General features: G+C 42.2%; 13 protein-coding genes. 10 read left to right on the forward strand and 3 right to left on the reverse strand.

Annotated features, from left to right (window positions below; genetic code table 11):
- Positions 1 to 72: 72 nt before the first annotated feature.
- Positions 73 to 795: a hypothetical protein gene (locus tag OC25_RS00975; protein WP_039470826.1), complete on the reverse strand. Its 723-nt coding sequence runs from the start codon at positions 793 to 795 to the stop codon at positions 73 to 75.
- Positions 796 to 1,056: 261 nt separating this feature from the next.
- Here OC25_RS00975 and pxpB point away from each other — a divergent pair, with 261 nt between their 5' ends.
- Genes pxpB through OC25_RS01000 form a run of 5 tightly spaced genes read left to right on the forward strand, consistent with a single transcriptional unit; the run spans position 1,057 to position 7,303 of the window.
- The gene (gene pxpB / locus OC25_RS00980; protein ID WP_052265867.1) at positions 1,057 to 1,794 is read left to right on the forward strand and encodes a 5-oxoprolinase subunit PxpB; all 738 of its coding nucleotides are present in this window, start codon (positions 1,057 to 1,059) and stop codon (positions 1,792 to 1,794) included.
- Between the two features lie 3 nt (positions 1,795 to 1,797).
- Positions 1,798 to 2,799: a 5-oxoprolinase subunit C family protein gene (locus OC25_RS00985; RefSeq protein WP_039470827.1), complete on the forward strand. Its 1,002-nt coding sequence runs from the start codon at positions 1,798 to 1,800 to the stop codon at positions 2,797 to 2,799.
- Positions 2,796 to 3,563, forward strand: coding sequence for a 5-oxoprolinase subunit PxpA (locus OC25_RS00990; RefSeq protein ID WP_039470828.1), 768 nt, complete (start codon positions 2,796 to 2,798; stop codon positions 3,561 to 3,563). The genes OC25_RS00985 and OC25_RS00990 overlap by 4 nt, the downstream gene beginning before the upstream one ends.
- The gene (locus OC25_RS00995; RefSeq protein ID WP_039470829.1) at positions 3,553 to 4,737 is read left to right on the forward strand and encodes an NRAMP family divalent metal transporter; all 1,185 of its coding nucleotides are present in this window, start codon (positions 3,553 to 3,555) and stop codon (positions 4,735 to 4,737) included. Before OC25_RS00990 ends, OC25_RS00995 begins: the two co-directional genes overlap by 11 nt.
- Before the next feature lie 4 nt (positions 4,738 to 4,741).
- The gene (locus tag OC25_RS01000; protein ID WP_245221834.1) at positions 4,742 to 7,303 is read left to right on the forward strand and encodes a M1 family metallopeptidase; all 2,562 of its coding nucleotides are present in this window, start codon (positions 4,742 to 4,744) and stop codon (positions 7,301 to 7,303) included.
- Positions 7,304 to 7,462: 159 nt separating this feature from the next.
- On the opposite strand, the gene OC25_RS28400 is transcribed toward OC25_RS01000, so the two are convergent.
- On the reverse strand, positions 7,463 to 7,597 hold the full coding sequence (locus OC25_RS28400; protein WP_279615708.1) for a hypothetical protein: 135 nt from the start codon (positions 7,595 to 7,597) through the stop codon (positions 7,463 to 7,465).
- A gap of 210 nt (positions 7,598 to 7,807) precedes the next feature.
- Between OC25_RS28400 and OC25_RS01005 the strand changes: the two genes are divergently transcribed.
- The 5 genes from OC25_RS01005 to OC25_RS01025 are packed head-to-tail and all read left to right on the forward strand — an operon-like array spanning position 7,808 to position 13,847.
- Complete coding sequence (locus OC25_RS01005) at positions 7,808 to 9,187, forward strand: mercuric reductase (RefSeq protein ID WP_039470831.1); 1,380 nt, start codon at positions 7,808 to 7,810, stop codon at positions 9,185 to 9,187.
- 5 nt (positions 9,188 to 9,192) lie between these two features.
- Entirely contained in the window at positions 9,193 to 10,152 is a 960-nt protein-coding gene (locus OC25_RS01010; RefSeq protein ID WP_039470833.1) for an ABC transporter ATP-binding protein, read from the forward strand.
- Positions 10,145 to 11,716 carry an ABC transporter permease/substrate-binding protein gene (locus tag OC25_RS01015; RefSeq protein ID WP_039470835.1) on the forward strand — a complete coding sequence of 524 codons (1,572 nt, stop codon included), beginning with the start codon at positions 10,145 to 10,147 and terminating at the stop codon, positions 11,714 to 11,716. Before OC25_RS01010 ends, OC25_RS01015 begins: the two co-directional genes overlap by 8 nt.
- On the forward strand, positions 11,716 to 12,864 hold the full coding sequence (gene egtB / locus OC25_RS01020; protein ID WP_039470838.1) for an ergothioneine biosynthesis protein EgtB: 1,149 nt from the start codon (positions 11,716 to 11,718) through the stop codon (positions 12,862 to 12,864). The genes OC25_RS01015 and egtB overlap by 1 nt, the downstream gene beginning before the upstream one ends.
- Before the next feature lie 8 nt (positions 12,865 to 12,872).
- The gene (locus OC25_RS01025) at positions 12,873 to 13,847 is read left to right on the forward strand and encodes an L-histidine N(alpha)-methyltransferase (protein ID WP_039470840.1); all 975 of its coding nucleotides are present in this window, start codon (positions 12,873 to 12,875) and stop codon (positions 13,845 to 13,847) included.
- Here OC25_RS01025 and OC25_RS01030 read toward each other — a convergent pair.
- The gene (locus tag OC25_RS01030) at positions 13,844 to 14,914 is read right to left on the reverse strand and encodes an aminotransferase class V-fold PLP-dependent enzyme (protein ID WP_039470842.1); all 1,071 of its coding nucleotides are present in this window, start codon (positions 14,912 to 14,914) and stop codon (positions 13,844 to 13,846) included. The genes OC25_RS01025 and OC25_RS01030 overlap by 4 nt on opposite strands.
- Positions 14,915 to 14,916 lie beyond the last annotated feature (2 nt).

Below are 14,916 nucleotides of genomic sequence, written 5' to 3' on the forward strand. Positions count from 1 at the left end.
AATTCAATAAAAAAACAGGCTATCCATTACAGATAGCCTATCGTTCAAATAGGGGGGCATGAGCCCAATACCTTACATTTTTAGCCTTTTAAACGGGATGCCAAGGATATATTTTTTTTCAGGGTGATCATTCTTTAAGGATGCTTTAATATAAGTTTTCACACCTTGTACGGTATCTATTAAGTTATTTTGGGAATCATAAAAGATATTAAATCTGTTTCTCCGCGCATCATCAATATCCGGTTTTATTAAGGCAACATTATTAACGCTGCTTTGCATTTTTTCGAGTTGGGTTTGAAGTGAGGCGATACTAAGATCTTCTTCAGCAGGTTTATAGACTTGACTAGTACTCAATACATCAATATATTGTTTTAGATGCTCAATTCTATTGTCGTAAGATGTTTTTGCTTGCGATGGAAGTTTTGTTCCATCAGCAGCTGCATTGGATGAAGTAGACTTTTTAACTACTCCTCTTAATTTATCAGCCAAAGTTTTTGCTGTATTAAGCTCAGAAGGATTATCTGTTGCAACTTTTACATAATTATAACTTCTGGTAATTAGGTTATTAAGCTGCTTAAAGATAAGTTCTTGATCATCTACAGCTTTGCTGTAAACAGGAGATACTTTGCTTAAAATTCGATTAGTTTCCTCCACTTCTTTTGCGAGCTTTTCTAAAGCTTCAATTTTAAAATGATCTTTTGGTGGTTGGTAAGCAGGCCCTAAGGTTTTTAAACGAATAATCAAATCGTTTAAATTTGCTGCATTTTTGGTGTAACCACTTTCGGTACCAGACATAACTATTCTACTTTAAATTAAACAATACAGTAATAAAAATAGGGATGGGTACTTAGCAGCTCTAGCTATGTAATATTACGAATTAACTTTGATAAATAAAATAATTCATCTGGTTATTTGTGTGGTTAGTTCACAAATTGTAGATCAACATCAATTTCAACTTGCTATTTCAATATTATATAATCATTTTTATGGTTACACTTGGTTTGCACAAGAGTTTATGAAGCTTATTTATTCTAAAAATGGTTTGGCGTAGTTAATATGAGCGAGCAGCAGGGAGACATTGCGTCTGGTTATTCCATTTCTATATATGCTTTAAGCGAAAAAGCCCTTACTGTAGTGTTTGGCAACACCATAAGCGAACGCCTGTGGCGCCAGGTAAGCAGTTTTAACCAGCTTTTAAAGCAAAATCCTTTTCCGGGTTTAATAACCACCGTACCTGCATACAGTACCTTAACCGTGTTTTTCGATCTTATCCAGGTTGCACAGTCCGATTTGCCGGGTAAAACATGTTACGAAAAGGTATCGGGTTATTTAAAACAACTGAGCCATAGTGCACCCGGTTTAGCTGTGCAGGCGGGCAAGCATGTGGTTATTCCGGTATGTTATGGAGGCGATTTTGGTCCGGATATTTTAACCGTGGCGCAAAATAATGATCTTACCGAAAAAGAAGTAATTGCTTTGCACAGCAGCGCCGTTTACAGCGTTTATATGATGGGCTTTGTACCCGGTTTTGCCTACATGGGCGGTATGTCACAAAGTTTATCAACGCCCAGAAAAGAAGTACCGCAGGCTGCAATACCCGCAGGCTCCGTGGGTATAGCCGGTTTACAAACCGGTATTTACCCCATAGCCATACCCGGTGGCTGGCAAATTATTGGCAGAACGCCTTTGCAAATGTTTAACGCAGCGCGCCAAAACCCTGCACTTTTACAAGGTGGCGATACGGTTACGTTTAAAGCCATTACTATCGACGAATTTAATGCTTACCCTGTTTAAAAAATGGAGATAAGCATCATTAAAGCCGGCCTGCTTACTACAGTGCAAGATTGCGGAAGGTACCAGCACCTGGCCGAGGCCATACCCGTTTCGGGCGCAATGGACCAGCTGGCACATCGCCTGGCCAATAAAGCAGTGGGCAATAACGATAATCTGGCCACGCTCGAGTTTACTTATGCCAATGCTTCCTTTAAAGCGCTTAGCCCTATTTTAATTGCTTACTCTGGCGATGGTGCATTACTTACCTATAATGGCGAGGTAATGCCTGCCGAAAAACCTTTGTTTTTTGCAGCAGGGGCAACGCTTACTTTTATCCATAATCCACATGGTGTGCGTACCTATCTGGCTGTAGCCGGTGGCTGGGAAGTGCCCGAAGTATTGGGCAGTAAAAGCACTTATCTGCCGGTTAAATTTGGTGGTTTCGAGGGCCGGAAACTGGCAGCGGGCGATGTATTGCGCAGTAGCGAAGCCATTAGTACCGTTGCTGCGGCCATTATGCAGCAGCTCAGCAGCAAGGCTTTAATTTATCCGAACTGGCGCATCTCGCGCGAAAGTTTGTTGCCGCTTGACCGCAAAACCATCAGGGTAGTGCTGGCTAACGAGTTTAGCTGGTTTGATGCCAGCTCGATTATTGCCTTTTTAACCAAACCTTACCAAATTGCTTTAAGGAGCGATAGGATGGGCTACCACTTATCGGGCAAAGCCATGGTGCGCAAAACCAAAAAAGAATTGCTCAGCACCGCTGTAACACCCGGCATTATACAGGTAACCGGAAATGGCGATCTGGTAATATTGATGGCCGATTGCCAAACCACCGGAGGTTACCCGCGCATTGCGCATGTTGCCGCTGTAGATTTGCCTTTATGTGCGCAATTAAAACCCGGCGATGAAATTAGTTTTACCGAAATTTCGAGCGATGAAGCAGAAGAGCTGTATCTTCAACAAGAGCATGATTTGTTATTGATTACCAATGCTATAAATATTAAGTACACCAATACCATATGAAAAAAATAGATCTGAATTGCGATATGGGCGAAGCATTTGGAAATTATCCCATGCCCAACGATGCTGAGCTGATGGATTACATCTCGTCGGCCAATATTGCCTGCGGTTTTCATGCCGGCGATGCTGCCGTAATGCAGCAAACTGTAGCCCTGGCCATCCAAAAAGGGGTAGCCATAGGGGCTCATCCGGGTTTGCCCGATTTGCAGGGCTTTGGTCGCAGGGAAATGAAAATTTCGCCACAGGAAGCCTACCAGCTTACTTTATACCAGATTGGGGCTTTGCATGCTTTTGTAAAGGCAGCAGGGGCGCATTTAAATCACGTAAAAGCACACGGTGCATTATATAACATGGCGGCTAAAGATGCTGCCCTGGCTAAAGCTATTGTACAGGCTGTGTATGATTTCGACCCGAAATTGATTTTGTATGCACTTTCGGGGAGTGAAATGATTACCGAAGCCAAAAATAAAGGCCTGGCAACAGCATCCGAAGTATTTGCCGACCGCAGTTATCAGGATAATGGATCGTTAACGCCCCGTACAGTGTCCGGCGCACTAATTACCGATGAAGACGCTGCATTAAAACAGGTTGTTGGCTTTGCATTAAAGCAAGAGGTGCAAAGTATTAGCGGTAAAACCATTGCTGTTGATGCCGAAACCATTTGCATACATGGCGATGGGGCACATGCTGTAGCTTTTGCAAAGCGCATTGCCGAAAAGTTAAAATCGGAAGGGATTTTGGTTAAAGCACCTCAATATGAAAAATAAATACAATTGGAGTGTGCTGCTGGGGGCAGCTTTTTTAATGGCATCGTCGGCTATTGGCCCCGGATTTTTAACACAAACGGCGGTTTTTACGCAACAGTTGGGCGCCAGTTTTGCTTTTGTAATCCTGCTTTCCATTGTACTCGATGCCATTGCACAGCTCAATATCTGGCGCATTATCGCGGTTGCCGATAAGCCTGCACAAGATATTGCCAATAAGGTTTTTCCCGGGCTCGGGTATTTTATCTCCTTTCTGGTTTTTTTAGGGGGCTTGGCCTTTAATATCGGTAACATTGCAGGTGCAGGTTTGGGTTTAAATGTGCTGTTCGGTATAAGTGTGGGGCAGGGCGCTGTAATTAGTGCCATAATGGCCATTGGTATTTTTATTTATCGCGAAGCCGGTAAAGCCATGGATCTCTTTGCCAAATGCATGGGGCTGATTAAAATCCTGCTGGCCCTGTTTATTGCCTACACCAGCTCGCCACCTCTGGCCGAAGCCGCTTTAAGGTCGGTTAACCCTACGCAGTTTAGTTTTACAGCAGTTTTAACCATTGTAGGTGGCACAGTAGGCGGTTACATCACCTTTTCGGGGGCGCACCGTTTATTAGATGCCCGCCAAACCGGTATAGCCAATCTCGGCGCTGTAAATAAAGGCGCTTTAAGTGCAATAGGCCTGGCATCGGTAATGCGCTTGTTGCTGTTTATAGCTGCTTTAGGTGTGGTGAGTAAAGGTTTTACTTTAGATGCAGGCAACCCGGCAGCATCTGTATTTAAACTGGCCAGTGGCGAAATTGGTTACAAAATATTTGGTGTGGTGATATGGGCTGCGGGCATTTCATCTGTTGTGGGATCGGCTTATACCTCTATATCTTTTATCAAAAGTTTTCACCCTTTGATTCTTAAATTTAACCGCGCCATTATTATTGGCTTTATAACCGTTAGCTGTGTTATTTTTATCCTCATTGGTAAACCGGTTAAAGTATTGCTAACTGTGGGTGCTATAAATGGCTTTATTTTGCCTATAGCGCTGGGTGTAATGCTTGTTGCTGCCTACCGGACTAAGATTATTGCCAGCTATAAACAACCGCTATGGCTTACCCTTACCGGTTGGGGTGTAGTGCTCACTATGGTTTGGATGAGCTACGGCACCATACTACAAATGATTAACGGAGAATAAATTCATGATGAAGATTAACCCTAAATATTTTTTTACTTTTTTAATGCTCAGTCAGGCGGCTTTTGCACAACAAAAGAACCAGACTGTTCCGGTTCAACCCGGGGTATCGCTGGCACTGGCCACGCACAGAAGCACAACCATTAGTAGCATTCAATACCAGGTTCATTTTAGTATTCCTGATGAGCTAAACGCTTCCATTCAATCGACAGAAAATATTGATTTTAAATTGAATAAGGCAGGAGAGGTGCAGATCGACTTTAAGCAGGATGCCAGTCATTTAAAAGGGCTTAAAGTGAATGGAAAGGCTGTAGCCCTTAACTTTAAGAACGAACATATTGTTATTTCGGCGGCTAATTTAAAAACGGGTAATAACCGCATTGCCATTGATTTTATTGCCGGTAACGAATCGTTAAACCGGAATAAAGATTTTCTGTATGCCCTTTTTGTGCCCGACCATGCGCGTACCGTTTTTCCCTGCTTCGATCAACCCGACTTAAAAGCTAACTTTTTACTTTCGTTAACCGTTCCAACAGATTGGAAAGTAATGGCTAATGCAAGTAAAAAAGATTCGGTGCTGAACGGAAATGCAATTACCTATCACTTTAATAACTCTGATAAACTGCCAACTTACCTGTTTTCGTTTACAGCCGGAAAATATACCTACCTGAGCCGTAAAGTAAAAAACCGCAACATGGAGTTTTTGCACCGTGAAACAGATTCAGCTAAAATTAAACTCAGTGTCGATTCGGTGTTTATCGGGCATAGCGATGCACTCGACTTTTTAGAAGATTGGACGGCGATTAAATATCCTTTTCAAAAAATAGGTTTTGCAGCCATTCCCGATTTTCAGTTTGGTGGTATGGAACATCCGGGTGAGGTACAATACAAATCGTCGGCCTTGTTTTTAGATCAGGGCGCTACTAAAGATCAGTTTATTTCGCGTTCAAATCTCATCTCGCACGAAACGGCGCACATGTGGTTTGGCGATTTGGTTACCATGAAATGGTTTAACGATGTTTGGATGAAAGAAGTGTTTGCCAATTTTATGGCCGATAAGGTTACCGAAAAGTTAATGGGCAAAAGCACCTTCGATTTAAAGTTTCTGCAAGACCATTACCCCGCAGCTTATGGGGTAGACCGTACATTGGGTGCCAATCCCATCCGCCAGCAGCTGGATAACCTGCAGGAAGCAGGCTCGATGTATGGCAACATCATTTACCATAAAGCACCGGTTATGATGCGCCAGCTGGAACAATTAATGGGCAAAACAGCTTTTCAGCAAGGTATACGCGAGTACCTTAAGCGTTACGCCTATAAAAACGCTACCTGGAACGATTTAATTGCCATTTTAAGCAAATACACCAAAAGCGACCTGTACAGCTGGAACAAAGTTTGGGTAAACCAACCCGGCAGACCTATATTTAATTACGAAATTAAGTACGATGGCGATAAGATAAGCAGTTTAATACTGACACAAAAAAGTGAAAATGGTGCGCCGCGCGTATGGCCACAGGCTTTTACAGTAAAGCTGGTATACGCCGACAGCAGCAAAATTTTAAACATTAACGCTGTAAATGCCAGTACGGTTATTAGCGAGGCTAAAGGTCTGGCAAAGCCTGATTATATGCTGTTTAATGCCGATGGTGCGGGCTATGGCCTTTTCCCTGTTGATATGGTCATGATGGAGTATCTGGCCTTAAGCAATCCGCTTGAGCGGGCATCGGCTTATATCAATGCGTACGAAAACATGCTGGCAGGCAACAGCTTTAAGCCTAAACAATTACTCGATTTCTATATGAAGGGCTTGGCCACCGAAAAAAATGAAATGAATTTAAGGTTAATTGCCGGCTACCTGACCAATATTTACTGGACCTTTCTTAAACCGGAAACACGGATGGAGTTGCATAAAGATCTTGAAAACGCTATTTGGACAGCGATGCAGCAGCAAGAGCAGCAAAACCATAAGAAGATTTTATTTAATGCCTATCAGAACGTTTACATTGGGGGCGAAGCAGGAGAAAGGCTGTATCAGATTTGGTTTAAGCAATCGGCACCTGAAGGAGTTAAACTGCAGGAAGACGATTATAGTAGCCTGGCGCTAACCCTGGCACTTAAAACAGATACAGCCAATAACATTTTAAAAACCCAATTATCGCGCACCAGTAATGCGGACCGTAAAAACAGGTTAATGTACCTGATGCCTGCACTCTCGTTAAATGCTGCGGAAAGAGATCAGTTTGCTGAAAGCTTAAAAGTGCGTAAGAACCGCCAAAAAGAAGCCTGGACGACAACAGCACTGGCTTATCTGCATCATCCGTTAAGGCAACAGACCTCCATAAAATACCTGAAACAAAGTTTGGAGCTGTTAGAGGAGATACAGCAAACCGGCGATATATTTTTTCCGCAATCATGGTTGGCTGCAGTATTTTCTAGCTACAACAGTAACGAAGCTTACCTGGTTGTGCAGGATTTTTTGAAATCGCATCCTAACTATAATGTCAAGTTAAAAGACAAGATTTTACAAACTACCGATAACCTGAGGAGGGCACAGCAGATCGTAAACTAAAATGATTTAGCGAAGTAAAATGTTGCTTATTTGTTACATTGTTTTTTAGCGAGAATTTCTACTTTTGTCGCGAGAGCGTTAATTTAGATGGAAAGGGGTGAACATTAATTTGTTTCGCCCTTTTCTTTTTTAAGCTGCTCCGGGAAATAGTCACCAGTTTTAGTTGAAATCGTCGGTTTCGGCATTCAACCCTTCCAACAAGGTTTTTAATAAAGTTTCTCTTTTATCATTAATGGATGCATCATCCTGAACGTGAACGGTAAGATCTGTGTTTTCTGTAGCTTGAGTATACATAAGGATAGTTTTGTTAATGTCTGTTTATTTAACGCTCATTTTCCGGTATAGTTTGTAACTTTTTTATTCGATGAAATATTTTATCTGCTTAACCCGCTGTTAAAGAAGATTTAATTTAAAACGGGCAAACTTTGATCGCTTATTTCGGTTATATTTAATCAAAACAAATAGGCGGTTATAAACAACCTTTTTACCTTAAGCAACAAAACAATGCAATATTACGATGCCATTATTATTGGCGCCGGGCAAGCAGGGGTTCCTTTAGCTAAAAAACTGGCTGAAGCAGGAAAGAAAACGGCGCTGATTGAAAAAAGATATGTAGGCGGTACCTGTATTAACGACGGTTGTACCCCAACAAAAGCCATGGTGGCTTCTGCACGGGCGGTGTATCAGGCCAAAAATGCCCCGGCGCTCGGTGTTGAAACCGGCAATATCAAAGTTGATTTCAAAAAAATAATCCAACGTAAAGATGATATTGTCAACAGTTTCAGGTCTTCTTCAGAAAAAGGCATCAGTAAAACCAAAGGCCTTAAACTGATTTTCGGCACGGCGAAGTTTAGTGGTCAGAAAGAAATCACGGTTTCACTCACCGATGGTGGAACAGAAACATTAACGGCCGACTGGATCTTTATTAATACCGGAGCGAAAACGGCGCTTCCGGATATTGAAGGGCTACAGGACGTAAATTATCTTACCTCTACCACCATATTAGAACTGGATAAATTGCCAGAAGAACTGATTATTATTGGTGGAAATTATATTGGTCTGGAGTTTGGCCAAATGTTTAGCCGGTTTGGGTCTAAAGTAACCATACTCGAAAAGTCGGCCAGTATCCTGGCTAAAGAAGATAGTGATATCGCTGCAGCATTAACCGGAATTTTAGAGGCTGAAGACATCGGGATTTTAACCGATGTAAGCATCAATAAGGTCGTACATCATCAAAATCAAATCAAGGTATCCATAACCGCTGAAAAAGATAGAAAAGTTGTTAGCGGAAGCCATTTACTCGTTGCCGCAGGACGGATTCCGCAAACCGCTGATTTAGGACTCGAAAATTGTGGTGTAGAAATCGATGATCGCGGGCATATTCTGGTCAATGAAAAACTGGAGACAAACGTAAGTGGCATTTATGCTCTTGGCGATGTAAAAGGCGGTCCGGCCTTTACCCATATTGCTTACAACGATTATACCATTGTGTACCGTAACCTGATAGAAAGAACCAAATACGCTATTGCCGATAGACCAGTACCTTATTGCATGTTTACCGATCCGCAACTTGGGCGGATTGGCCTTTCAGAAAAGGAGGCTAAGGAGAAAAAGTTAAATTATAAGACAGCTGTATTGCCCATGGAATACGTTGCCCGTGGAATTGAAACCGGCGATACCCGTGGGCTAATGAAAGCCGTAGTAGATGTGGATAGCAAAAAGATACTGGGAGCTGCGGTGCTGGCCAGTGAAGGCGGCGAAATCATGTCGGTTTTGCAGCTGGCAATGGAAGGTGGCATCACTTACGATAGGATCAGGTATTGTGTATTTGCACATCCTACCTATGCTGAATCGCTGAATAACCTGTTCATGAAAATTGATTGAGGGCTATGATCGAACTAAAAGCGGTAAGTAAAAAGTTTAACCATACCCATGCGGTTAACGAGGTTTCGTTTAAAGTAAACGAAGCCGAAACCCTGGTATTATTGGGAACAAGTGGCTGCGGTAAAACCACTACCTTAAAGATGATCAATCGTTTAATCACACCCGATGCCGGTGAAATTTATATAGGAGGCGAAGCCATTGCCAATCAGGATGGAGATGCACTCCGCAAAAAAATAGGTTATGTAATGCAACATATCGGTCTTTTTCCACATTATACCATTGCCGAAAATATTGCTGTAGTACCCAAATTGTTAAAATGGCCCAAAGCTAAAATTGAAGAGCGCATCCACGGATTGATGGAAAAACTACATTTACCTGCACATACGCTAAATATGTTGCCTAACCAGTTAAGTGGAGGGCAGCAACAGCGTGTTGGTTTGGCCAGGGCTTTAGTTGCCGATCCGGCGGTACTGTTAATGGATGAACCCTTTGGGGCGCTAGATAATGTAACCCGCACCAGTATTCAGCAAGAATTTAAAGCGTTAGACGAATTGAAACGGAAAACCATTGTGATGGTTACCCATGATGTTCAGGAGGCTTTTGAACTGGCCGATCGCATTTGTTTAATGGATAAAGGCAAGGTGGTACAATTGGGTACGCCAAAAGAACTGCTGTATCAGCCTGTAAACGATTTTGCAAAGAAATTTTTAGCCGGTCAGCAATTAACACTCGAGTTTAAAATAACCAAATTGAGCGATATCTGGTCTTTCCTGCCCAATGCCGCTGCTGCTGAAGAAAAATCGGAGGTGGCAGATGTAAGTGTTTGGGAAGCAATGGAGTTATTAAGATCAACAGGAAAGGATAGACTGCTGGCGGTGGATGAACACGGGAAGATAAAAGCACTCAGTTTTGAACAGCTAACTAAAGGATTTAACCAATATCAAAACCTGCAGGCACATGGGTGAGCAACAGCAAACTTTATGGCAGTTTATGAGTGGACAGTCTGACAAACTGTTTACCCAAACCTTACAGCATGTTGGTTTAACTTTTATTTCCTTATTGCTTGCCATTGCTGTAGGATTGCCCTTAGGCATATTAATTGCCCGGAAAAGAAAATTGTCGGGTCTGGTATTGGGCATTGCTGGTGTACTGCAAACTATTCCAAGTATTGCTTTGTTAGGGTTTATGATCCCTGTTTTGGGTATTGGTGCTAAACCGGCCATTGTAGCGCTGCTCATTTATGCGTTATTGCCCATTATCAGAAATACCTATACAGGCATTACCGGGATTGATGAATATGTAAAAGAAGCTGCTAAAGCCATGGGAATGAGTGCCAGTCAAATCCTTTTTAAGGTAGAGCTACCTTTAGCCATGCCGGTTATCCTGGCGGGTATCCGTACCGCAACAGTTATTAATGTTGGTGTAGCCACCCTGGCTTCTTTTATTGCGGCGGGCGGACTTGGTGAGTTCATTTTTGGTGGTATTTCATTAAACAATACCAATATGATTCTGGCAGGCGCTATCCCTGCAGCATTACTGGCAATTATTTTAGATCTGCTACTATCTGTTATTCAAAAAATGGATTTTAAAAGGCTACGCAGGGCAGTTTACATTTTGCCTGTGCTGATTTTGATACTCGGAGGCTTTTATATTTTGCCCTCGGCTTATGGCTCAAGTCTTACAGCCGGTTTTACACCAGAATTTATGGGCCGGCAGGATGGAGATCTGGGTTTGAAATCGGCCTATGGTTTAAAAATCCACACCATTGTAATCAGTGATGCGGTGATGTACAAGGCTGCCTTTTCTAAAGAACTCGATGTAATTAGCGGCTACTCAACCGATGGCCGACTGAAAGCTTTCGACCTGCGCATTTTAAAAGATGATAAAGGCATTTTTCCACCTTATTACGCTGCACCTATTGTGCGGGAGTCAGCATTGCAGCAATTTCCACAATTGGAGGCTACATTAAACCTACTGGCCAACAAAATTACCGATTCGGCAATGACTGACTTAAATTACCGGACCGATTACCTTCATCAATCGCCTGAGCGGGTGGCTAAAGATTTTTTAATCAGCCAGGGGTTGTACAAAGCCTCCCGAAACGGAAACCGGGGCACAGTTCGGATCGGATCTAAAATTTTTGGCGAACAATATATTCTCGCCGAAATGTACAGCATGCTGATCAAAGGCAATACCGATTACAACGTATCAACCAAAACCGGACTTGGTGGAACAAAAATCTGTTTTGATGCTTTAACGAACGATCAGATCGACCTTTATCCCGAATACACTGGTACAGGTTTATTGGTACTCCTGCAGCCCGATCAGCAAGTTGCTAAAGCAATGGCACACGATAAAGACAAAACATATCAGTATGTATACGGAGAATTTAAAAAGAAATTTAACATTAAATGGCTTAAACCTATAGGTTTTAATAATTCGTATGCTTTAATGATGCGGGATAAACAATCGAAAGCACTGAATATTAATACGATTACCGACCTTAAAAAATATTTAGATCAAAACTAATGGCATTTACAGAAGAATATTTACAGATCAGGAAATACACCGAAAAAATTTGTGAGCCGCTGCAAACTGAAGATTATGTGGTACAACCTGTAGCAGATGTAAGCCCACCCAAGTGGCATTTAGGCCATACTACCTGGTTCTTTGAAACCTTTATATTGATGCCATTTTCGCTTAATTATCAGGTGTATAACACCGAATATAATTATGTTTTTAACAGCTATTATGAAACGGTGGGTAACCGGGTTATCCGTACTGACAGGGGCAATTTAAGCCGGCCAGGCGTACATGATATTTACCAGTACCGGGCCTATGTAGATGAGGCCATGGTGAAGCTCTTAGCGGCGCCTTTAAATTCAGTGCTTGAGGAATTGCTCAGGCTCGGTTTTAACCACGAGCAGCAACATCAGGAATTACTGCTTACCGATATCAAGTACATTTTAGGTAATAATCCGCTTTTTCCGGTGTATGCCGATAAAACAGAAGTTTTAAATGAAGCATTACCGCAGGCAGATTTTATAAGCATTGCGGCAGGAATTTATGAGGTGGGTTACACGGGAGATAGCTTTTGTTTTGATAACGAACTTAGCCGGCATCAGGTTTACCTTCAGCCTTTTGAAATTTGCAGCCAATTGGTAAGTAATGGCGGTTTTATGGAATTTATCGAAGCAGGAGGTTATAGTAATTTTAATTACTGGCATGCAGAAGGATGGGATTGGGTGAAAAATAACCACATTACCAGCCCCATGTACTGGCACCGGATAGAAGGTAAGTGGTTTAACTATACTTTAAAAGGTCTACAACCTGTAAATGTTGATGATCCTGTTAGTCACATCAGTTACTACGAAGCCTATGCTTTTGCCAGCTGGAAAGGGATGCGCCTGCCTACCGAATTTGAGTGGGAAATAGCTGCCAAAAGCTTTAACTGGGGTGAAAGATGGGAGTGGACTGAAAGTGCGTATTTGCCTTACCCCGGCTTTAGTAAGGCACCAGGAGCCATTGGCGAGTACAATGGTAAGTTTATGGTTAACCAAAAAGTACTCCGTGGTGCATCAATCGCAACACCCCCAAATCACTCGCGCATTACGTACCGAAATTTTTTTCACCCCCATTTAAGATGGCAATACACAGGCATTCGTCTGGTTAAATAAAAATATATATGAGCACAGTTACTATCGAAAACGCAACAGACAGTAAATTACAGTTCCTGCACGATACCCTAAATGGCTTGCAGGCTAATCCGAAAAGGTTAGATTCCAAGTATTTTTATGATGCCATAGGCGACCGCATTTTTCAGCAGATTATGCAAATGGAGGAGTATTATTTAACGGCGGCTGAAATGGAAATTATGCAACATCAGTCTGCTGATATCGCACGGGCAATATTGGCTGATGGTTCTCCTTTTGATTTAATAGAACTTGGTGCCGGCGATGCAACCAAATCCATTCACCTGTTAAGATCTTTACTAAATACCCAGGCTACATTTAGCTATTGTCCTGTTGATATTTCTGAACATGTAATTGCCGATTTGCAACAAAATTTGCCTAATAAATTACCTGGATTGGATGTAAAAGGCTTAAACGGCGATTATTTTGATATGCTGAAACAGGCTACTGAACTTTCCGGTCGCAGAAAGGTAGTGCTGTTTATGGGTGCAAATATCGGTAACATGACCATTGCCGATGCCGAACAGTTTTGTAAAACGTTGAAAAGTTTGCTGGCGCCCGGAGATTTACTTATTATCGGCTTTGATCTGAAAAAAAATCCAAAACAGATTTTAGCGGCCTATAATGATAAAGCAGGAATAACAAGCGCTTTTAACCTAAACCTGCTGCGGCGGATTAACAGCGAGCTGGATGCCAATTTCGATACCACTTGTTTTGAGCATTACGCCAGCTACGATCCGGAAACCGGCTCCTGTAAAAGCTACCTTATCAGTTTAACAAAACAGCAGGTAACAATTGGGCAAACGACTATTCAATTTGCCGAAAATGAATACATCATGATGGAGATCTCGCAAAAGTATGCACTAAGCGATATCGACCGGTTGGCCAAATTTTCGGGATTCGAGCTACATCAGCGTTTTTTCGATCAGCACCGGTATTTTGTTGATGCAATCTTTAAAGTAGCCTAAGGCTGGTCTAAAATGCCTAGCAGCAGTTCTAATTCGGCTTCGGTATTGTAAAAATGAAACGAAATCCGGGTTCCTGCTCCACGGGGCGAGCAAATAATTTTAGCGGCCTGTAACTGTGCAACCTTTTTTTCGCCAAGGGGCATGCTGATAATTGTCGACTGGTATTTCCTATCCATCAACCAATCGGCAATCAAGTTACGGCGGTGCAGCTCCAATCTGGCCTTGTTTGATAATGCCTGTACTTTTTGCTCAATGGTATCAAAACCCAAAGCTTCCAGCTGAATCAGGCTTTGGTATAATGTACCGAAATTTAAAGTATCTAAATGGCCCGGTTCAAAATATAACGAAAGGTGATCTCTACCTTGTAAAAAAGGCGCAGTAGGTAAATCAGCAAGTTTATTTTTTTGATAAAGCTGCTCTCTTAACGCATCAGAAAAAAAGACATAACCATTTCCATAACCGCCCAAAAGCCATTTATAACCACTGCCAAGCAAAGCATCTAATCCCGATTTTTCAAAATTAAAGGCAGTAGTTCCGGTAAATTGAGTGCCATCGCCAATAATTAGCAGCTGTGGATAGCGGCTTTTTAGTTGTTGTATCCATGTTTCATCCATCCGAAAACCACTGATGTATTGCACCATGCTAAAAGCCAGTACGGTAGGCTTGAATTTTTCAATGGCCTGAATCAGATGGTCAGCAAGGTCGGCGTCAACTTTAACAATTTGATATTCGAAACCCATGCTGATTACGGGGTAACTAACTGAAGGATATTCCTCCTCAAGCAACAAAAAACGGTGACTTTTATCCAGTCCGTTTAAAAGTGCGTTAAAACCCACCGAAAAATTAGACACTAAATAAGTATTTGCAGCTTTCGCACCAAAACAGCTAGCCAGCTTATTTCTAAGTTGGTCAATTACCTGTGCGTTTTCCATCCTGAAAATGCTGCCACCGGCAATAAAAGCTTCATCGTGTGCCTTTCTCCAGGCAGCAAGCTCAGTTGAGAGTAAGCCGGAATTGGCGGTGTTTAAGTAAGTACAGGTTTCGAGGATCGGAAAAGATAGCTTCATAC

Origin of the sequence: Pedobacter kyungheensis, from assembly GCF_000812965.1 — a bacterium.
GTDB classification, from domain to species: Bacteria; Bacteroidota; Bacteroidia; order Sphingobacteriales; family Sphingobacteriaceae; genus Pedobacter; species Pedobacter kyungheensis.